Raw genomic sequence first — 17,972 nt, forward strand, 5'->3', positions numbered from 1 at the left:
CCGCGGACCCTCAAGATGCAGGCTTACGTCCGTCCCGCACCCCAAGCGCCGACCCCGCCTCGCCGCAACGCCTTGCGGTGTATCCGCGACGGGATGAGGGGATTATCGCATGGGTTTTTGGGGGCGGGGAAAAATGAAACGGCTGGTGGGGAAATTTCCCATTTTAAAGCGACAATATGGAGCATCCAAAAGGAGAATTCGGTGGGTGAATTATACGTTTGATTGCAATCCGTGCGATAAGGAGACAAATATGGATTATATCTAGTTTTTATCTGAGGAACGCTCGTTGAGATGACCCAAGAATTAGCTCCCCTTTCAGAAGCCCTGGATCATAGTGCTCTTAGCAGTATTGACGCTACAGCATTACCGGTAGCTAAACATATCGATATTGGTTTCTTTTCGCACAGAGCCAGAAAATCCACACAGTTAGTTGAAAATTCTTCGGAAGAAAACTTTATTAAAGCACGTCGTGAATGGATGGACTTCGATTTCATTGATATAATTTATGTAACAAAGATAACAGTATTTGCATTTGGATATGAAGACTACCATGAACTCGAGTTAAGTTATAAAGACTATATCGGTGGATCAACAAAAAGTGAATCTGTAAGATACGGCGACGGTAAATTTATTTTTAACGTCAATAGATTTATTGGCGGATTTGGCTTGAGGCCTAATGAAAGATTTTTTAAAGATTCAAAGTTGACGAAGATAACCGTAGAAGGAATTGAGCAAAATTCTTTTTCAGATGTTATTTCAATTCTGGATGGATTCGAGGGGTACAGAAAAAATGTCGAAGGTAATCTTAATCAGTACCTAAAGAGGGCGCAGCAATACGAGGAAACTTATAAATCGCTATCAATTAAGATTGCAGATTTGCAGGAGATGCTTTCTGATCAAAGTGATCAGTTTTCAGATTTGGAGGCGTCCATAGCCGACCATTCAGAAACTCTTGAGAATAGAAAAAAAGAAATTGCTATCGCGGAGTCTGTAGCAAGAAATTTAAATGAAGAAAATCAGAGATATAGAAATAATGTTGACAGATTAACTAAAGATTCCGAGAATTTATCTAAGGATATTTCGGAAAAAGAGTCGAGATTAAGATCTCTTGTCAGTGATATCAATCTATTTCCTACAGAGATATCTGGATATGTTTCTCAGGGCGCAAAGAATGTTTCTGTTTACGCATGGCTTTGTGCTGCGCCGTTGATTGTAATTATATTTGTTACGGGTAGGTTATTTTGGAATTCTGAGAAATTGATTAATTTGGATTTTGGTGATGGATTTGATGTTGTCGATTTTATAGTTTCAAGATCTCCGTATGTTATTATATCTGCCGTTGTCCTTGCGGTTTGTTATACGATGTTACATCGGTTAATTACAGAGATTATAGGCATTAACCGCAGGCGACAAGACTTATTTAAGATAAGTATTATTGCTACAGACGTCTCAAATGCCTCGCAAAACAACTTGGATATCCCGCTGGAAGACGTTTATAATCTTCGGACGCAAGTCAAAATGGAGCTTTTAAAGGAGCATTTGCGTAGACATATCGGCGAAGATTTTGTTTACAATCCGAAATCTAGCCTGTTCCATAAGCTCACGTCGAAAATTGCAGGGCAAATCGCTTCGGAAGAGAAGGACGCCGACTAGTTCTCTAGCACTGTTTTCACCGCCCCGGCCGCCCCGTTTTCCCCTTCGTCCGCCCCTTGCGCTTCGCCTCCGCCGGATCCTCATAGCTTCCGACGCCGATCTTCCCCCGGCGGACCGGCTTCGCGTCGTCGGCGCCGGTGGCGCGTTCGGGTTGGCCTTCCAGCAGGGGGGAATGGCGTTTCTTAGTGGAGAGGGTTTCCGGCGGGCGTTGGGGCAGGTCGCCGGTGACGGGTTTTTCGGTGCGGCCGACGGTCATTTCGTCGAGGCTGTTCTTGCGGAACAGCGATTTGCCGGCGGGGGTTGCGACGTCTCGGCCCATCTCGTCCAGTTTCGGCTTGCGGAAGAGGGGGCGTTCGATATCGGTGCCCGGGCCCATGTCGTCGAGCGAGGGTTTCTGGAAGAGGCTGCCGCTCATTCTCCCCCCTTGTGGGGGAGATGCCCCGTCAGGGGCAGAGGGGGGTGTCGCGCCGGCCGTGGAGGGGGCACCCCCCTCTGTCCTGCCGGCGTTCGTCGCTGCAATCGATTCACTGGATCGATTGCTCCGCTGCGCGGACCGCTCCTCACCCCCCACAAGGGGGGAGATCGACCCGCGGCCGGCGCCGGTTTTCTTCCCGTCGCCGCCTTGTGTCTTTGCCGGGCCCTTTGGCTTACCGCTGCCACCTTCCTGACTTTTCGCTTCTTCGCGTGCCATCGGGTCGTCCATGACGGCGAGTTCGGCGGCCTTGAGGCGCTTGATCTCGTCGCGCAGGCGGGCGGCCTTTTCGAAGTCGAGATCGGCGGCGGCGTCGCGCATGGCTTTTTCCAGCGCGTTGAGATGGGCCTGGAGATTGTTGCCGACGAGGTTGCCGCCGTCCGCGAATCCCTTGCCGGAGACGCCGGAGATATCGGCGCGGACGTGATCGCGCTCATAGACGGAGTCGAGGATATCGGAAATCTTCGCCTTCACGGATTCCGGGGTGATGCCGTGCGCCTCGTTATAAGCGACCTGCTTTTCGCGGCGGCGGGTCGTCTCGTCCATCGCGCGCTGCATGGAGCCGGTGATCTGGTCGGCATAGAGGATGACCTTGCCATCGACGTTTCGCGCGGCACGCCCGATGGTCTGCACCAGGGACGTTTCCGAGCGCAAAAAGCCTTCCTTGTCGGCATCGAGGATGGCGACGAAGCCGCATTCGGGAATGTCCAGGCCCTCGCGCAGCAGGTTGATGCCGACGAGCACGTCGAAGGCGCCAAGCCGCAGGTCGCGGATGATCTCGATGCGCTCCAGCGTGTCGATGTCCGAGTGCATGTAGCGCACGCGAACACCCTGTTCGTGCAGGTATTCGGTGAGGTCTTCGGCCATGCGCTTGGTGAGCACGGTGACGAGCGTGCGGTAGCCGGCCTGGCTGGTCTCGCGGATTTCGCCCAGCACGTCGTCCACCTGGCTTTTTGCCGGGCGCACCTCGACGGGTGGGTCGATCAGCCCGGTCGGGCGGATGACCTGCTCGGCGAAGACGCCGCCGGACTGCTCCATCTCCCAGTTGCCGGGGGTGGCTGAGACGGCGATCGTGTCGGGGCGCATCGCATCCCATTCCTCGAAGCGCAGCGGGCGGTTGTCCATGCAGGACGGCAGGCGGAAGCCGTATTCGGCCAGCGTCGCCTTGCGGCGGAAGTCGCCGCGATACATGCCGCCGATCTGCGGAATGGTGACGTGGCTTTCGTCGATGAAGATCAGCGCGTTGTCGGGGATGTATTCGAACAGCGTCGGCGGTGGCTCGCCGGGCCGGCGGCCGGTGAGATAGCGCGAATAGTTCTCGATGCCGGCGCAGGAGCCGGTGGCCTCCAGCATCTCGATATCGTAGCGCGTGCGCTGCTCCAGGCGCTGCGCCTCCAGGAGGCGGCCGGCCTTTTCCAGCTCGGCGAGGCGCAGCTTCAGCTCCTCGCGGATCGCCTTGATGGCGCCGTTCAGCGTGGGGCGCGGCGTGACATAGTGGCTGTTGGCGTAGATCTTGACCGATTTCAGGTCGCCGGTCTTCTGGCCGGTCAGCGGGTCGAACTCGGTGATGGCGTCGATCTCGTCGCCGAACATCGAGATGCGCCAGGCGGCATCCTCAAGGTGGGCGGGGAAAATCTCGATCGTGTCGCCCCGAACCCGGAAACTGCCGCGCTGAAAATCCATCTCGCGGCGCTTGTACTGCTGGGCGACGAGGTCGGCGAGCAGCTGGCGCTGGTCGAGCCGTTCGCCGACCTCCATCTGGAAGGTCATGGCGGTGTAGGTCTCGACCGAGCCGATACCGTAGATGCAGGAGACCGAAGCGACGATGATGCAATCGTCGCGCTCCAGCAGCGAGCGGGTGGCGGAGTGGCGCATGCGGTCGATCTGCTCGTTGATCGACGATTCCTTCTCGATGAAGGTATCGGAGCGCGGCACATAGGCTTCCGGCTGGTAGTAGTCGTAGTAGGAGACGAAGTACTCGACCGCGTTTTCCGGGAAGAAGTTCTTGAACTCGCTGTAGAGCTGGGCGGCCAGCGTCTTGTTCGGCGCGAGGATGACGGCGGGGCGCTGCGTTTCCTCGATGACCTTGGCCATGGTGAAGGTCTTGCCCGAGCCGGTGACGCCAAGCAGCACCTGGCTGCGCTCGCCCGAGGACAGGCCCTCCACGAGATCGCGGATCGCCGTCGGCTGGTCGCCGGCCGGCTGGTATTCGCTGATCATGCGGATCGGGATGCCGCCTTCCGACTTCGCCGGCCGGGCCGGGCGGTGCGGCGTCCACAGCTTGCCGTCCTTGAACAGCGGGTTTCCGCTCTCGATGAGCGCCGACAGTGCCTCCACCGTCGCGGTGACCGCCGTGCCGGCATTGAGCGACGCGGCGTCCTCCAGCGAGACATCCATGCCCGAGACCGGGTTGAGGCCGGCGGCGGCGCGCGTCTTCGGATCCGACGAACCGCCGATCGAGACGCCGCGGGAGGTTTTGGAGACAGTAACGTTCTCCGTGTGGCGGCGGGCGGCGTTCTCCACGGTCTTGCGGTGTTTGCCGGCCTTCGAGGCGACCTCGCGGCGGCTCTCGACGCCCGACGCCTCGGCCTCGGCCTCCAGCTGCTTCACCCAGTCCGAGACGCTGCCGGACAGCGGCTCTCCCTCGAAAGGCGATTGCGGGGCTTCCTCGAAACCGGGGTTCGAGGGCGGGGATTTTTTCGGGGTTCTGGCCATGCGGGGAATATGGAGAGAGTCACCGCGAAAAGAAAGGGGCGGCGAGTACAAAAGGGAAACGAATTTGCGTCGTTTTCCGTGTCGGCGGGTCAGGGCAGGTGGCTGGCGAAGATGTCGCGCACGATATCCGCGACGTGCCGCACGGCACGGTCCCTGTCGCGGCGGCGGTGCCAGGCGAGGTGGAGCGGAAAGCCCTCTACCGGCAGCGGCGGCGCGGCGATATGCAGGCGGCCGGCAGCATCGGCGGGCACCGTATGGGCCGGCATCATCGCCAGGAGGTCGCTGTCCTCTAGCAACGGCGGGACCATCAGGAAGCTCGGCACGACGATGCCGATGCGGCGCGACCGGCCCAGCGCGGCGAGCTGGTCGTCGAGGCCGCTGCGCGTGTCGCCGCGCCCGGAAACCAGGACATGCGGGTAAGCGAGCCAGCGCTCCAGCGTGAAATCGGTGGCGGCCGGATGGTCGCGCCGCATGGCCACGACATAGTGCTCGTGCAGCAGCGTCTCGCAGTGGAAGGCGGTTTCGTCGATGGCGGGGAAGACCGAGATCGCGATGTCACCGGCGCCCCGGGCGAGGGATTCGAGCGCCGCCGGCGCGCTCTGCCACGGCTGGATGACGAGGTCGATGCCGGGCGCGGAACGGGCCAGCGCGCGGTGCAGCGGGCTGGCAATGAGGATGCCGGGATGATCGGCGGTGATGATACGCACGGTCTGGCGGATCTCGGCCAACGGTTCCTCCGGCGCATCGATCACGGCGGCAATACCGATGAGCAGGCTTTTCAGGGGATCGCGCAGCGCCTCCGCGCGCGCCGTCAGTCGCATACCGCCTTTGCCGCGTTCCAGCAGGGGGTCGCCGAAGAGGTGGCGGCAGCGGTCGAGCGCGCTTGATGTGGCCGACTGCGAGAGGTTCAGCCTGGCCGCCGCGCGCGACACATGGGCCTCGTCCAGCAGGGCGTCGAGGATGACGAGGAGGTTGAGGTCTACGGATCTTAAATTCATCAGATCAATAATAGCATATATAAATCATCCATTGGAATGATTTACGGCCTTGCCGCATGGTCTGCCTGTCAACACAGGAGACGACGCCATGAGCAAGACCTTGATCCTCCTCTTCCACCCCGATCTCAACCGGTCGCGTGCCAATGCGGCCCTTTCGACCGCGGCGGCGCGTTTGCCGCATGTCGAGGTGGTCGATATGCAGGCGGTCTGCAAGGACGGCGGGATCGACGCCGATCGGGAGGTTGCCCGGCTGCTTGCCGCCGACCGGATCGTGCTGCAATTCCCAATCCAGTGGTATTCCACGCCGCCGTTGCTCAAGGCGTGGCAGGACGCGGTGCTGACGCGGATGTTCTACATGGCGTATGAGAGCGAGGGCCGCCTGCTGGAGGGCAAGCCGCTGCTGGTCGCGGCGACGGCCGGGAACGTGCCGGAAGCCTATGCGCCTGCTGGCCCCAACCGGTTCACCATGGATGAATTGCTGCGTCCGCTCGAGGCGACTGCCCATCGCTGCGGCCTGCATTGGCAGCCACCGGTCCTGCTGTTCCGGGCAGACAAGCTCGACGATCTGGCGCTGCACGGTGCAGCCAGGGATTATGCGGCGTTGCTCGAAACATGGCGCAGGGACGACGAGCGCCGCTATCTCGCGGAAGCCTGGGGCTGAGCCATGGCGTCAGGGTCTGGCACAGCCGTCCGCCCGGCATCGAGGCGGGTGGCAATGGCTGTCAGGTTGCGTCCGTCCTCGGCTGGTGCGCGAACCGTTCGGCGTGCTCTGCGAGCCAGCCGGGAATGTCAGCCGCATCCATCGGCCGGGCATAGTGATAGCCCTGGGCCTGGCGGCAGCCGAGGGTTTGCAGCATGCGCGCCTCTGCGGCGTTTTCCACGCCCTCCACGACGATGTCGATGGAGAGCGCCTTGCCGATGCCGATGAGGGCGGAGATGAGGGTCTGGTTCTGCCGGCTCGTCTCGATGCCGCGCACGAAGCTGCGGTCGATCTTCAGCCGGTCGATGTGCAGGCTGACGATGTAGGCGAGGGAGGAATGGCCCATGCCGAAATCATCGACGGCGAGGCGAAAACCGGCGGCTTCCAGCCGGGCAAGCTCAGCGCCTGCGGCCTGCGTGTCGAGCGTCGCTTCCTCGGTGATCTCGATCTCCATGCGCGACGGCGGCACGTCGTGCTGCTGCGCAATGTCGATGAGGAGACGCGAAAGCGTGTCGCCGGAAAATTCGCGGGGCGAAACGTTGATCGCCACGGCGGCGTCCGGCAGGCCATAACCGGGCAGGGCCTGGAGCAGGCGGGCGGCACGTGTCGCGACATAGGCGGTGAGAGCGGTCGACATGTGTAGGGCCTGCGCGGCACGCACGATATCCGGCGGACTGACCGCGCCGAGTTCGGCATGGGTCCAGCGCAACAGGGCCTCGAAGCCCGTCACACGGCCGCCGTCCAGTTCCACCTGCGGCTGGAAGAACACCTTCAGCATCTGTTTTTCGAGGGCTTCGGCCAGCGTCGCCTCGATGAGACGCTGGCGTTCGATACGGGCTTTCAGCAGCGGGTTGAAAAGGCTGAGCTTGCGGCGACCGCCAGCCTTGGCGGCGTAAAGCGCGATGTCGGCGCTGGCAAAGAGCGCCTCGGCGGTCTCGCCGTGTGTCGGATAGAGTGCCAGGCCGGCGCTGGCGCCGACGGTGACTGAACGCTCCCCGATGACGATGGGCTCACCGGCAAGCCGGATGATCTCCTTGCCGATCAAGCGTGCGCGCGCTTCGGCACCCGGACCTTCGATGATGACGGTGAACTCGTCACCGCCCAGACGTGCCACCATGTCTTGCGCGCCGGTCAGGCCGGTCAGACGACTGGCGATTTCGGTCAGGACTGCATCGCCCACGCCATGGCCCATCGTATCGTTGATCGCCTTGAAGCGGTCGAGGTCGATGGTCAGCAGGGCGAGCGTATCGGTTGGACGGAGATCGGTGAATGCCTTGCGCAGCCGGTTGTTGAAGAGTGTGCGGTTGGCGAGTCCCGTCAGCGGGTCCGTGTTCACAAGAGAGGAAAGCTGCTGATTGGACTGCTTGATTTCCGCATTGGCATCCGACAGCGATGCGGCGAGCGCAATGGCATTCAGGCGGTCCATCTGGCTGCGGATGAACACCCGTTCGCTGACCTGGCTTGTGCGGAACATCACCAGGCCGAACAAAGCCGTGTCGGCGGCGATGACCAGTGACGAGGGGGTGCCGATCGCAAGAAGTGTGGCAAAGGTCGCAAGGACAGGCGGAACGGCGAACACCATTGTGGTTCGGCTATAGGCCGCGCTCTGCATCATGGCACCGGCGCAGATGCCGCAGATGATGAAGACCACATAGGGGTTGAGCCCGCCTTTACCGATCACCGTTCCCAGGAAAGGCGTCAGGGCCCATGTCAGCCCGCCTGCGAGCGCTCCGAGCGACAGGATGTCGAGCGCCCGCTTCGGCCTTTCGATCGCGATGTTGTTGCGTCGGATGACCCGCACCGCGATATAGCGGGCGAGGTTTACGGCGAAGATCGCGGCAAGCCAGTAGAGGACGCTGGTGTTCGGCGCATCAAGCCACAGGACGGCAACGATCGTGACGGCGATGAAGCAACTGGCCGGCAGAGTCACGACGATGCCGTCCAGCACGGACATAGCCTGTGCGGACAAAATCTGGTGTTTTGTGGCTTCATCGATCGGCGTCGGCCGGCTCGCATGCGTCATTCTCGGTCCCGGCCCACAGGCACTTCGTCGCGCCGCGATGGTGCGGCTGGCCACATAAGATTGTCTTAACGCCAGACGGTCAGAATCAGCGAGGATAGCTTAGGCTTTTCACTCGATGAGGTCGAAGGCGCGGAAGATCCAGCTCAGCTGGTAGGCGATGGCGGCGATGACGAAGGTGGCATGGAAGCGGCGGCTTGCCGTCCATGCCGCGATCAGGCAGAGCACGATGAAGGTAACGTTGCGAATGGGATATTCGTAGCCGAAGGACTCGAAGTAATCGATCCCCTTCAGCGCCGTGTCGAGCAGATCGACCGCGAAGACCATCGTGAAAACGCCAAAGAACCATTTGCGCCGCGAGAAGAAATAGTCCTCGTAGTCCTTGTAGTCGTCGAGCGTCGTCGGAAACAGCAGCACCGCCAGCATGAAGAACAGGCAGCAATAGCTGACGACGAAGAGGTAGACGCCGAAATCGATGGGCGTCAGCACCTGAAGCCGGAACTCCCACCACCAGAAATGCAGGAGGTACAGGATCAGGAAACCCGCCCAGGCGAGATGGACGGGATAGGCCTTGGTCTTGCCGGGATGCTGGATGAAGAGGGCGATGCCGCTCAGGACACGCGCGAGGCTGAGACTGACGACCATGCCGATGACCACGCGGATATGCGTGAACACGGCGGGGTCCGGTGGCATGTTATGGTCCATGCTGCCCCTCCCGAGGCTGTCTAGTCGCCGGGCACCGGCGTCGGCTGGCCCTGGCTGTCGAGCGCGACCATGACGAAGGTCGCGGCCGTCACCTTCTCCAGTCGCGTGGTGAGATAGCGCTGTGCCCATGCTTCGACCGACAGCGTGATGGAGGTGCGTCCGACGCGGGCGATATCCGTGTAGATGCTGAGCGTATCGCCGATCTTGACCGGCAGTTCGAAGGCCATTTCCCTGACCGCTGCGGTGACGACGCGGCCGCGGGCGCGCTCGGCGGCGCGGATGCCGCAGGCAAGGTCCATCTGCGCCATGACCCAGCCGCCGAAGATATCGCCGGCTGCATTGGCGTCGCCGGGCATGGCGAGCGTGCGAAGGGTGAGCTGGCCGTTCGGGGTCTGCGTGTCGGTCATGCGGGCTCCTCTGCGTCTGACTTCCGGTCTAACCCATTGCGTGTGCGTACGAAAGAGGGGCGGCGGGTTCGCCGGACATCGCAAGCGGCGCGGCTTCGCGCCGCAAACCTTTCCTTTACCATGTTCGGCGAAAATCCCCTGGAAATGCAGGCGTGTCGGCCTGCGAGCCGGTTTTGCGGGAATGGGGTCCGAATCTGGACAAACGCCACCTGCACCATGACCGGACAAGAATGTGCGTAACCGGGACCGCATCGTGCGACGACGGACGCCGGGCGGAAGTGACAATGGGTATTGCGTTTGTATCACGTCTGCGCAGGCCGGTGGGGCTGCTTCTGATCCCGGCGTTTCTCGCCGCCTGTTCGGGCGGCCTGACGCCGCCCGACGATGTCGACAGCGTGGGTGTGAGCGCTGTCACGCCGACGGCCGAGATCGGCGACACCGGTGGTGGTTCATCTTCCTACGGCATGGAAACGCCTGACATGGCCATGGCCGCGCCCGCGCGCCAGACGCGGCATCTGCCAAAGATCGACAGCGACGAGGCGATGGGCATCGGCGAGCCGGTGCAAGCGTCTTCCGGCATGCTGACCGTTCCCGAGGGCGGGGTGAGCATGGACGAGGGGCTGGGTGTCGGCCGCGTCGAGGGGCTTGCCGAGGCGCAGGCCAACGAGATCGCTGAGGGCAATGCGAGCCAGGTCGTCGTCGGCGGCATCGGCACGGACATGCCGCAGCAGGTGGGCGAGCCCGAGGCGATCCCGATGTCGGAGGCGGGCATGGAGGCCGAGGGCGACGGCTATCTGCGCGTGCCCGACAAGGCGACGACGCGAAAGCGCCAGTCCCAGCAGCAGTCGATGCAGGGCGAACAGGTCGCCTTCCTGCCGCGGCTCAACAATCCCATGCAGGTTCCCGAGACGATGGGCGGCATGCCGGCTTCCGAAAGGGCATGCCGGCAGCGGCTCCAGAAGCTCGGCGTGAAATTCCGCGACGTGCCACGCATCTCACGCGGACGTTCCTGCGGCATCGACTGGCCAGTCGAGCTTTCAGGGCTTTCCGGTGGAATCCAGATCAAGCCGGCGGCGCAGGTCAACTGCCAGATCACCGAAGCCTTCGCGCGCTGGGTGAAGGCGGAGCTCGTGCCGTCGGCGCGCATGCGCTACCTCTCGGGCGTCTCGGCCATCCACCAGATGTCGTCCTATTCCTGCCGAACGATGAATTCGCGCCGCGGCGCCGCCATGTCCGAACACGCCCGGGGCAATGCCATCGATGTCGGCAGGATCGTGCTGAAGAGCGGCAAGTCGATTGCCATCGAGCCGAAGGGCTTCTTCGCCTTCCGTGAGAAGGGGCTGCTCAAATCGGTGCGCGGCGACAGCTGCAAGTATTTCTCCACCGTGCTCGGCCCCGGCAGCGACCGCTACCACAAGGATCATTTCCATTTCGATCTGAGGGTGCGCAAATCGGGCTACCGGCATTGCAGCCTGTAGGATAGCCGGACAAAAAAAGACCGGCGGGGCGCCGGTCTGAAAGGAATGTCACATTTCGATCGCCAGCGCCGGGGACCGGCGAGGGCGCATGCGGGCTTCCGCGGGGAAGCGGGCGGATCGACCGCCTAAAAGCTCCCTCAGGGTCGGGAGCGAGGCCTCTGTCTGACAGCGGGAACGGTGGGGTTGCGGGGTGCTGACCGTTCCTGTCGGCCTCGTGCAGACCATGGTTGAAATCGGTCACGGTTTGATGACAGTTGGCGCATCTCAGCCGCGATTGTTTCGCGAGTCGCCCCTTTTCATTCCCGCCGGGAGAATTGCATGCCCCCCATCGCCGATCTTGTCCTGTTCGCGCTGGCGCTTGCCGCGGCGGGCGTCGTCTCCGGTCTTCTCGCCGGCATTTTCGGCGTTGGCGGCGGGGCAATCCTGGTGCCGGTCTTCTACCAGGTTTTCGGCTATCTCGATGTGCCGGAGGCGGTGCGCATGCACCTGTCCGTCGGCACCTCCATCGCCATCATCGTGCCGACATCGATCCGGTCTTTCACGGCGCACCGCAAGCGCAGCGCCGTGGATATGGATCTCCTGAAGAGCTGGATCGTTGCGCTGCCGCTCGGGGCGATCCTTGCCTCCATCATCGCTGCCTTCATTTCCAGCGTCGGGCTGCGCTTCGTCTTCGTCGGCATCTCGCTGCTCGTTGCGCTGCGCATGCTGTTCAATCGCGAGACCTGGCGGATCGGCGATACGCTGCCGGGCGGCATCGCCCGGCAGATCGCCGGGGTGGTCATCGGCACGCTTTCGGGCCTGATGGGCATCGGCGGCGGCGTGCTCAACAATACCTACATGACTTCGTTCGGCCGGCCGATCCATCAGGCGGTCGCGACCTCCTCGGGCGTGGGCGTGCTGATCTCCATTCCCGGCATCTTCGGCTATATCTGGGCTGGCTGGGGCGTGCCCGGCCTGCCGCCCGGATCGACCGGCTTCATCAACTGGATCGCCGTCGCGCTGATCGTGCCGATCGCGCTCGTCGTTACGCCGTGGGGCGTGCGGCTGGCGCATGCCATGAGCAAGCGGCAGCTCGAGACGGGCTTCGGCATTTTCCTCATCCTCGTTGCGCTTCGCTTCCTCTACAGCATCTACGGCTGAGAGATTTTTTCGCCAAGCCGGGTGAAAACCGGCTAAGGACGCGCCATATAGGGTGTCCTTCCGCATGAATTTTCCCTTGTCCGGACCATCCCATGGCGCCCATCGTTTCCATTCGCAATCTCACCAAGAGCTATGCCTCAGGGTTCCAGGCGCTGAAAGGCGTCGACCTCGACATCGAGGAGGGCGAGATTCTCGCGCTGCTCGGACCGAACGGTGCTGGCAAGACGACGATGATCTCGATCATCTGCGGCATCGTCACGCCGAGCGGCGGCACGGTCACGGTCGGTGGACACGACATCCTGCGCGATTTCCGCCAGACACGCTCCGTCATCGGCCTCGTGCCGCAGGAACTGACGCTCGATTCCTTCGAGACGGTCTGGAACACGGTGGCCTTCTCGCGTGGCCTGCACGGCTGCAAGCCCGACCCGGCGCTGATCGAGCGGATCCTGAAAGACCTCTCGCTCTACGACAAGAAGGACACGATGCTGCGCCACCTTTCGGGCGGCATGCGCAGGCGCGTCCTAATCGCCAAGGCGCTGTCCTACGAGCCGAAGGTGCTGTTCCTCGACGAGCCGACCGCGGGCGTCGACGTGTCGTTGCGCAAGGACATGTGGCACCTCGTCGAGCGGCTGCGCGCCTCCGGCGTCACCATCATCCTGACCACGCACTATATCGAGGAGGCCGAGGAGATCGCCGACCGGATCGGCGTGATCAACCACGGCCAAATCCTGCTCGTGGAGGAGAAGAAGGCGCTGATGGCCAAGCTCGGCCGCAAGCAGATGACGGTGGAGCTCGCCGAGCCGGTGACAGCCATTCCCGACGCGCTGTCGCCTTTCGGGCTGGCGCTGTCGGGTGAGGGCACGCGCCTCGTCTATGAATTCGATTCCTCCGGCGAGCGGACCGGCATTTCCTCGCTGCTGTCGGCCCTGTCGCATTGCGGGCTGAGGGTCAAGGACATCTCCACCGAGCAGAGTTCGCTGGAAGACATCTTCGTGGAGCTGGTGGGAGAGGGTAAATGAACTTCGAGGCGATCAAATCCATCTATGCGTTCGAGATGGCGCGCACCCGCCGCACGCTGCTGCAGAGCATCGTGTCGCCCGTCATCACCACATCGCTCTATTTCATCGTGTTCGGCGCGGCGATCGGCTCGCGCATGCAGGAAGTGGAGGGCGTTTCCTACGGCGCCTTCATCGCGCCCGGCCTCATCATGCTGACGCTGCTCAACCAGTGCATCGGCAACGGCTCCTTCGGCATCTATTTCCCGAAGTTCACCGGCACGATCTACGAGATCCTGTCCTCGCCGATCTCGATGATCGAGATCGTTATCGGCTATGTCGGTGCCGCGGCGACGAAGGGGCTGATCGTCGGTACGATCATTCTCGTCACCGCCTCGTTCTTCGTCGACATTTCCATACAACATCCCTTCATGATGGTGCTGTTCTTCGTGCTGACGGCGGTTACGTTCAGCCTGTTCGGCTTCATGATCGGCATATGGGCGAAGGATTTCGAGCAGCTGAACCTGTTCCCCATGCTGATCGTGCCGCCGCTCGTCTTCCTCGGCGGTAGCTTCTATTCGATCGACATGCTGCCGCCCTTCTGGCAGACGGTCAGCCATTTCAATCCGGTGCTCTACCTCGTGTCAGGCTTCCGCTGGAGTTTCTACGAGATCGCCGATGTCAGTCCGCTCGTCAGCCTCGTAACGGTGCTGGGATTCCTGATTGTCTGCCTGTCGATCACGGCCTGGATCTTCAAGACTGGGTACAAGCTGAAGAATTGAATTTACGGCCCGGCGCAAGCCGGGCTAGAGTTTGTCCGTAGGCACCGTCCTGCTTCACCACAAACAACAATGACACGCGCGGCCGGCACCGCCCGGCGCAGTGGTCTGATGTTGCAAGCGGAGGTTCTGCGATGAATGACATCGCCGATCACGGTGTCCGGTTCGGACGAATAGCGGCCATGCTGCCGGTCAAGAACATGCCCGAGGCAGAGGCGTTCTACACAAATGTCCTCGGTTTCAGGAAAGTTTTCGAGAACGGAGATCCCGTCGGCTTCATGATCATGAAGCGGGATGCGGGCGAGGTGCATCTCACGTTGCAGCCTACATACAAGGCACCTGCCTTCAACGTGGCGCATCTTATTGTGGACGATGTGGATGCGTTGCATACGCTTTGCCAGACCCATGGCCTGCGCATCATCAAGAGCCTTCAGGAAAAGGACTACGGGCTGCGCGCCTTTGTTTTCGAGGATCCGGACGGCAACCGCATCGATGTCGGGCAGCCGATCTGAAAGCAGTGGGCACGGGGCGGCCTTGGCCGCTCCGTCCTGCCCGGCGGCAATCAGTCCTTCAGCCGCAGTTCGTCGCGGGTGATCTCGATGGACCCGAGTGTTTCGAGGAAGCTCATGCCGAGCAGGCTCTGCTCCAGGCGACCCTCCTGCGCGACCATGCCGCGGATCGTCCCGCGCTGGATGGGCCCGATGGCGACCTGGCGCAGCGTGACGGGGGCGGCGAGCGCGCGGCCGTTGGCCGTCGAAACGTCGATGGAGAAGACCAGGTTGTCCGGGTTGATGCCGAGGCGCATGGCATCCGCATAGGACAGCACAACCGAGCTTGCTCCGGTATCGACCATCATGCGCAGTGGTGTGCCATCGATGGTGACATCCGTTTCGAAATGGCCCGACAGGCCCTTCTGGATGACGAGGATCTGTTCGCCGCTGGCATTGGTCGTGACGACCGCGCGGCCGGGAATGAGGCCCGCCGTCAGCCGGTTGCCGACGTCCTGCAGGTCGAAGCGGTAAAGATAGGCTGTCGCGAGCGCCAGGATGAGCACGAGCCAGATGGCGGCCTGGCGCAGGCTTTCGCCCCATTGGCGGCGCCCGGCCAGAATGCCGGCCGCCATCATCGTGCCGATGGCCGAGAGCGTCACGAGGCGACCGAAATCGTCATTGGCGATGCCGAGCGTGCGGCCGCTGTCATGGTTGAGGATCAGCAGCGCAAGGCCGCCACCGAGAATGGCCAGAAGGACGTAAAATCTCATGCGTCGCCACGCTCCCTTGCCATGCGGGCGCGGCGGGTCTCGCGCCGCGGCTTGCGCTCGACGGTTTCAAGCCGCGCCGGAAGGGCGGCCATGATCGCGCGGCGCTCGTCGGATGTATAGAGCGTCCAGGCGCCGATTTCCTCGCGCGTGCGACCGCAACCGAAGCAGTAGCCGGTCACCATGTCGATCGAACAGACGAGTATGCAGGGCGATTCCATCGAAACTCCAGATATGTCCGCTCCTATATCGGCAGCTCAAAGCGCCAAGGCAAGGGCGAAAAGCACTGACATTTCCGCGAGCTGTTGGGTGGCGCCGATCGTATCGCCGGTGTGGCCGCCGATCTTGCGCAGGGCGATGCGGTTGAAGACGAGGACGCAGAGCGCTGCGGCGGCAAGCGCCAGAAGCCAGGACAGGACGGTGCCGTGCAGCAGCAGGAGCAGTGCCGCAAGCAGGACACCGGAGACGAGCGCGACCGTGGTGGCGCCCTGGTCCGGCTCGCCCACCGAAGCGGCGACGCCATCGCGGCGGGCGGGCGGCAGGAGCGACCAATGCCAGACCATGGCGGTGCGGCTTGCGGCCGCGACGGCGAGCAGCGCCATGCCGAGGCCGGAGGGCGTGAGTGCGGCGGCAAGCGCGGCAATGGCGGCCGCGCGCAGACCGAAGGAGAGAACGAGGGCGACGACGCCGTAGGAGCCGACGCGGCTGTCCTTCATGATCGCAAGCGCGCTGTCGCGATCACGCCCGCCGCCGATGCCGTCGGCGCTGTCGGACAGGCCGTCCTCATGCAGCGCACCTGTCATCATCACCTGAAGCCCGAGCGTGGCGAAGGCAAGCAGGAGCGTCGGGGCGTGCAGGGCCGAAAGGACCGCCGCGAGTGCCGCCGCCGGCAGCACGATCAGCACGCCGGCCAGCGGGAAGGCCCTGACAGCGCGCGACAGCCGTCCGTCATGGTCCGTAAAATGGCGCTGCGGCACCGGCACGCGCGACAGGAAGGCTATGGAGCGCGCGGTATCGTCGATGAAGTCGCGGATGTTCATGTGGAAAAGCCCCTCCCGGCGAAACGACGATGGGAACAGCCGCAAATGCGGTTGTCGGATTCGCGCCCTGCCTCTATTAGGAGACACCAAAACCCCGCCTTTGAAAGCCCAAAGCAAGGAATTCCCCAAGATGAGTGCCAGCGGCCTGCCGTTCGATGATTTTCGTGAATTGCTGCGCAATCTGCCCGGTCCCGATTCGGCCGCGCTGGTGGCCGCGCGCACGCGGGATTCGCAGCTGACGAAGCCGCCGGGCGCGCTGGGCCGGCTCGAGGAAATCGCCTTCTGGCTCGCCGCCTGGACGGGACGTCCGCCCGCCGTCACCCGCCCGCTCGTCGCCATCTTCGCCGGCAACCACGGTGTGACGAAGCAGGGCATCACGCCCTATCCGTCTTCGGTCACGGCGCAGATGGTGGAGAATTTCGCCGCCGGCGGTGCGGCGATCAACCAGATCTGCGTGACGCACGACCTCGGCCTCAAGGTGTTCGATCTGGCGCTCGACTATCCGACCGCCGACATCACCGAGGAAGCCGCCCTTTCCGAGCGCGACTGTGCCGCGACCATGGCCTTCGGCATGGAAGCCGTCGCCGGCGGCACCGACCTGCTGTGTATCGGCGAGATGGGCATCGGCAACACGACGATTGCCGCGGCGATCAACATGGCGCTCTATGGCGGCACTGCCGAGGAATGGGTGGGCCCGGGCACCGGATCCGAGGGCGAGGTGCTGCAGCGCAAGGTCGCGGCCGTCAAGAAGGCGGTCGACCTGCACCGTGCACATCTCAACGATCCGCTGGAGGTGCTGCGGCGCTTGGGCGGTCGCGAGATCGCGGCGATGGCCGGCGCAATCCTTGCCGCACGCATGCAGAAGATCCCGGTCATCCTCGACGGCTATGTCGCGACCGCGGCCGGCGCCATCCTGCGCGCCGCCAATCCCGCCGCGCTCGACCATTGCCTGATCGGCCATGTCTCGGCCGAGCCGGGGCACATGAAGTCGATCGAGAAGCTTGGCAAGACGCCGCTTCTGGCACTCGGCATGCGGCTTGGCGAAGGCACTGGCGCGGCGCTTGCGGCCGGCATCGTCAAGGCGGCGGCGGCCTGCCATTCCGGCATGGCGACCTTCGTTCAGGCGGGTGTCAGCAACCGTTCGTAGCGGCACGGTCGGCAAAAAGCCAAAATGACGTGGATTGGACCCGTGGGGCTTCGCTCGACGGGCCCGACGGCAAGGGGATGACGGAATGGGTCAGGGACCAATCACGAAAAAGACGGGCTTCAGCCACCTCCTGGCGGCTGCGACCTATTCGGCGGACGGCGCACGCCGCCTGCTCGGCGAATCCGCCTTCCGCCACGAGTTGATCGCCTTCGTCGTCGCCATGGTGCTGTTTATCGTCGTCGGCGCCACGCTGTTCGAATTCGTGGCGATGACCATCCTCTTCCTGCTGATGATCGCCTTCGAGGCGCTGAATACGGCAATCGAGGAAATCGTCGATCGCGTCTCGCCGGAAATCTCCGAAATGGGCAAGCACTCGAAGGACCTCGGTTCCTTCGCCGTTTTCTGCCTCATCATCGCCAATGCCGCCTGCGCGGGCTATGTGGTGGTTTCGAAGTTTATCTGAAG

At 62.5% G+C, this 17,972-nt stretch carries 17 protein-coding genes; 9 read left to right on the forward strand and 8 right to left on the reverse strand.

The window, feature by feature from the left end:
- Nucleotides 1-291: 291 nt before the first annotated feature.
- Nucleotides 292-1,653: a hypothetical protein gene (locus MNR02_RS07240; protein ID WP_241948635.1), complete on the forward strand. Its 1,362-nt coding sequence runs from the start codon at nucleotides 292-294 to the stop codon at nucleotides 1,651-1,653.
- A 16-nt stretch (nucleotides 1,654-1,669) separates the two neighbouring features.
- On the opposite strand, the gene uvrB is transcribed toward MNR02_RS07240, so the two are convergent.
- Both uvrB and MNR02_RS07250 read right to left on the reverse strand, forming a co-directional pair.
- Complete coding sequence (gene uvrB, locus MNR02_RS07245; RefSeq protein WP_241948636.1) at nucleotides 1,670-4,840, reverse strand: excinuclease ABC subunit UvrB; 3,171 nt, start codon at nucleotides 4,838-4,840, stop codon at nucleotides 1,670-1,672.
- 89 nt (nucleotides 4,841-4,929) lie between these two features.
- Nucleotides 4,930-5,838 (reverse strand): LysR family transcriptional regulator, encoded by a 909-nt coding sequence (locus MNR02_RS07250; RefSeq protein WP_241948637.1) that lies wholly within the window; start codon nucleotides 5,836-5,838, stop codon nucleotides 4,930-4,932.
- A gap of 88 nt (nucleotides 5,839-5,926) precedes the next feature.
- Here MNR02_RS07250 and MNR02_RS07255 point away from each other — a divergent pair, with 88 nt between their 5' ends.
- Nucleotides 5,927-6,499: an NAD(P)H-dependent oxidoreductase gene (locus MNR02_RS07255; protein ID WP_241948638.1), complete on the forward strand. Its 573-nt coding sequence runs from the start codon at nucleotides 5,927-5,929 to the stop codon at nucleotides 6,497-6,499.
- 61 nt (nucleotides 6,500-6,560) lie between these two features.
- Here the strand turns inward: MNR02_RS07255 and MNR02_RS07260 are convergent, their stop codons facing one another.
- The 3 genes from MNR02_RS07260 to MNR02_RS07270 all read right to left on the reverse strand — a co-directional run bounded on the left by MNR02_RS07260 (nucleotide 6,561) and on the right by MNR02_RS07270 (nucleotide 9,670).
- On the reverse strand, nucleotides 6,561-8,561 hold the full coding sequence (locus tag MNR02_RS07260; protein WP_241948639.1) for a bifunctional diguanylate cyclase/phosphodiesterase: 2,001 nt from the start codon (nucleotides 8,559-8,561) through the stop codon (nucleotides 6,561-6,563).
- Between the two features lie 108 nt (nucleotides 8,562-8,669).
- A complete protein-coding gene (locus MNR02_RS07265; RefSeq protein WP_241598840.1) occupies nucleotides 8,670-9,263 on the reverse strand; it encodes a hypothetical protein in 594 nt (197 codons plus the stop codon).
- A gap of 20 nt (nucleotides 9,264-9,283) precedes the next feature.
- Nucleotides 9,284-9,670 carry an acyl-CoA thioesterase gene (locus MNR02_RS07270; RefSeq protein ID WP_134650024.1) on the reverse strand — a complete coding sequence of 129 codons (387 nt, stop codon included), beginning with the start codon at nucleotides 9,668-9,670 and terminating at the stop codon, nucleotides 9,284-9,286.
- A 290-nt stretch (nucleotides 9,671-9,960) separates the two neighbouring features.
- Here MNR02_RS07270 and MNR02_RS07275 point away from each other — a divergent pair, with 290 nt between their 5' ends.
- The 5 genes from MNR02_RS07275 to MNR02_RS07295 all read left to right on the forward strand — a co-directional run bounded on the left by MNR02_RS07275 (nucleotide 9,961) and on the right by MNR02_RS07295 (nucleotide 14,574).
- The gene (locus tag MNR02_RS07275; protein WP_371746738.1) at nucleotides 9,961-11,148 is read left to right on the forward strand and encodes an extensin family protein; all 1,188 of its coding nucleotides are present in this window, start codon (nucleotides 9,961-9,963) and stop codon (nucleotides 11,146-11,148) included.
- A gap of 318 nt (nucleotides 11,149-11,466) precedes the next feature.
- Nucleotides 11,467-12,288: a sulfite exporter TauE/SafE family protein gene (locus MNR02_RS07280; RefSeq protein WP_241598844.1), complete on the forward strand. Its 822-nt coding sequence runs from the start codon at nucleotides 11,467-11,469 to the stop codon at nucleotides 12,286-12,288.
- Between the two features lie 92 nt (nucleotides 12,289-12,380).
- Nucleotides 12,381-13,307, forward strand: coding sequence for an ABC transporter ATP-binding protein (locus MNR02_RS07285; protein ID WP_241948641.1), 927 nt, complete (start codon nucleotides 12,381-12,383; stop codon nucleotides 13,305-13,307).
- Nucleotides 13,304-14,065 (forward strand): ABC transporter permease, encoded by a 762-nt coding sequence (locus MNR02_RS07290; protein WP_241948642.1) that lies wholly within the window; start codon nucleotides 13,304-13,306, stop codon nucleotides 14,063-14,065. The genes MNR02_RS07285 and MNR02_RS07290 overlap by 4 nt, the downstream gene beginning before the upstream one ends.
- A 131-nt stretch (nucleotides 14,066-14,196) precedes the next feature.
- Complete coding sequence (locus MNR02_RS07295; protein ID WP_241948643.1) at nucleotides 14,197-14,574, forward strand: VOC family protein; 378 nt, start codon at nucleotides 14,197-14,199, stop codon at nucleotides 14,572-14,574.
- A gap of 50 nt (nucleotides 14,575-14,624) precedes the next feature.
- Here MNR02_RS07295 and MNR02_RS07300 read toward each other — a convergent pair whose 3' ends face one another.
- Genes MNR02_RS07300 through MNR02_RS07310 form a run of 3 tightly spaced genes read right to left on the reverse strand, consistent with a single transcriptional unit; the run spans nucleotide 14,625 to nucleotide 16,360 of the window.
- A complete protein-coding gene (locus tag MNR02_RS07300) occupies nucleotides 14,625-15,323 on the reverse strand; it encodes a TIGR02281 family clan AA aspartic protease (RefSeq protein ID WP_241948644.1) in 699 nt (232 codons plus the stop codon).
- Nucleotides 15,320-15,541, reverse strand: a complete 222-nt coding sequence (locus tag MNR02_RS07305) for a DUF1289 domain-containing protein (RefSeq protein WP_134650017.1) — start codon at nucleotides 15,539-15,541, stop codon at nucleotides 15,320-15,322. The genes MNR02_RS07300 and MNR02_RS07305 overlap by 4 nt, the downstream gene beginning before the upstream one ends.
- A 36-nt stretch (nucleotides 15,542-15,577) precedes the next feature.
- Nucleotides 15,578-16,360 (reverse strand): adenosylcobinamide-GDP ribazoletransferase, encoded by a 783-nt coding sequence (locus tag MNR02_RS07310; RefSeq protein ID WP_241948645.1) that lies wholly within the window; start codon nucleotides 16,358-16,360, stop codon nucleotides 15,578-15,580.
- 130 nt (nucleotides 16,361-16,490) lie between these two features.
- On the opposite strand from MNR02_RS07310, the gene cobT reads away from it, so the two are divergent.
- Nucleotides 16,491-17,507 (forward strand): nicotinate-nucleotide--dimethylbenzimidazole phosphoribosyltransferase, encoded by a 1,017-nt coding sequence (gene cobT, locus MNR02_RS07315; RefSeq protein ID WP_134650015.1) that lies wholly within the window; start codon nucleotides 16,491-16,493, stop codon nucleotides 17,505-17,507.
- Between the two features lie 85 nt (nucleotides 17,508-17,592).
- Nucleotides 17,593-17,970: a diacylglycerol kinase gene (locus MNR02_RS07320; RefSeq protein ID WP_241948646.1), complete on the forward strand. Its 378-nt coding sequence runs from the start codon at nucleotides 17,593-17,595 to the stop codon at nucleotides 17,968-17,970.
- Nucleotides 17,971-17,972: the final 2 nt, after the last annotated feature.

Origin of the sequence: Shinella sp. H4-D48 (assembly GCF_022637395.1) — a bacterium.
Taxonomy (GTDB): Bacteria; Pseudomonadota; Alphaproteobacteria; order Rhizobiales; family Rhizobiaceae; genus Shinella; species Shinella sedimenti.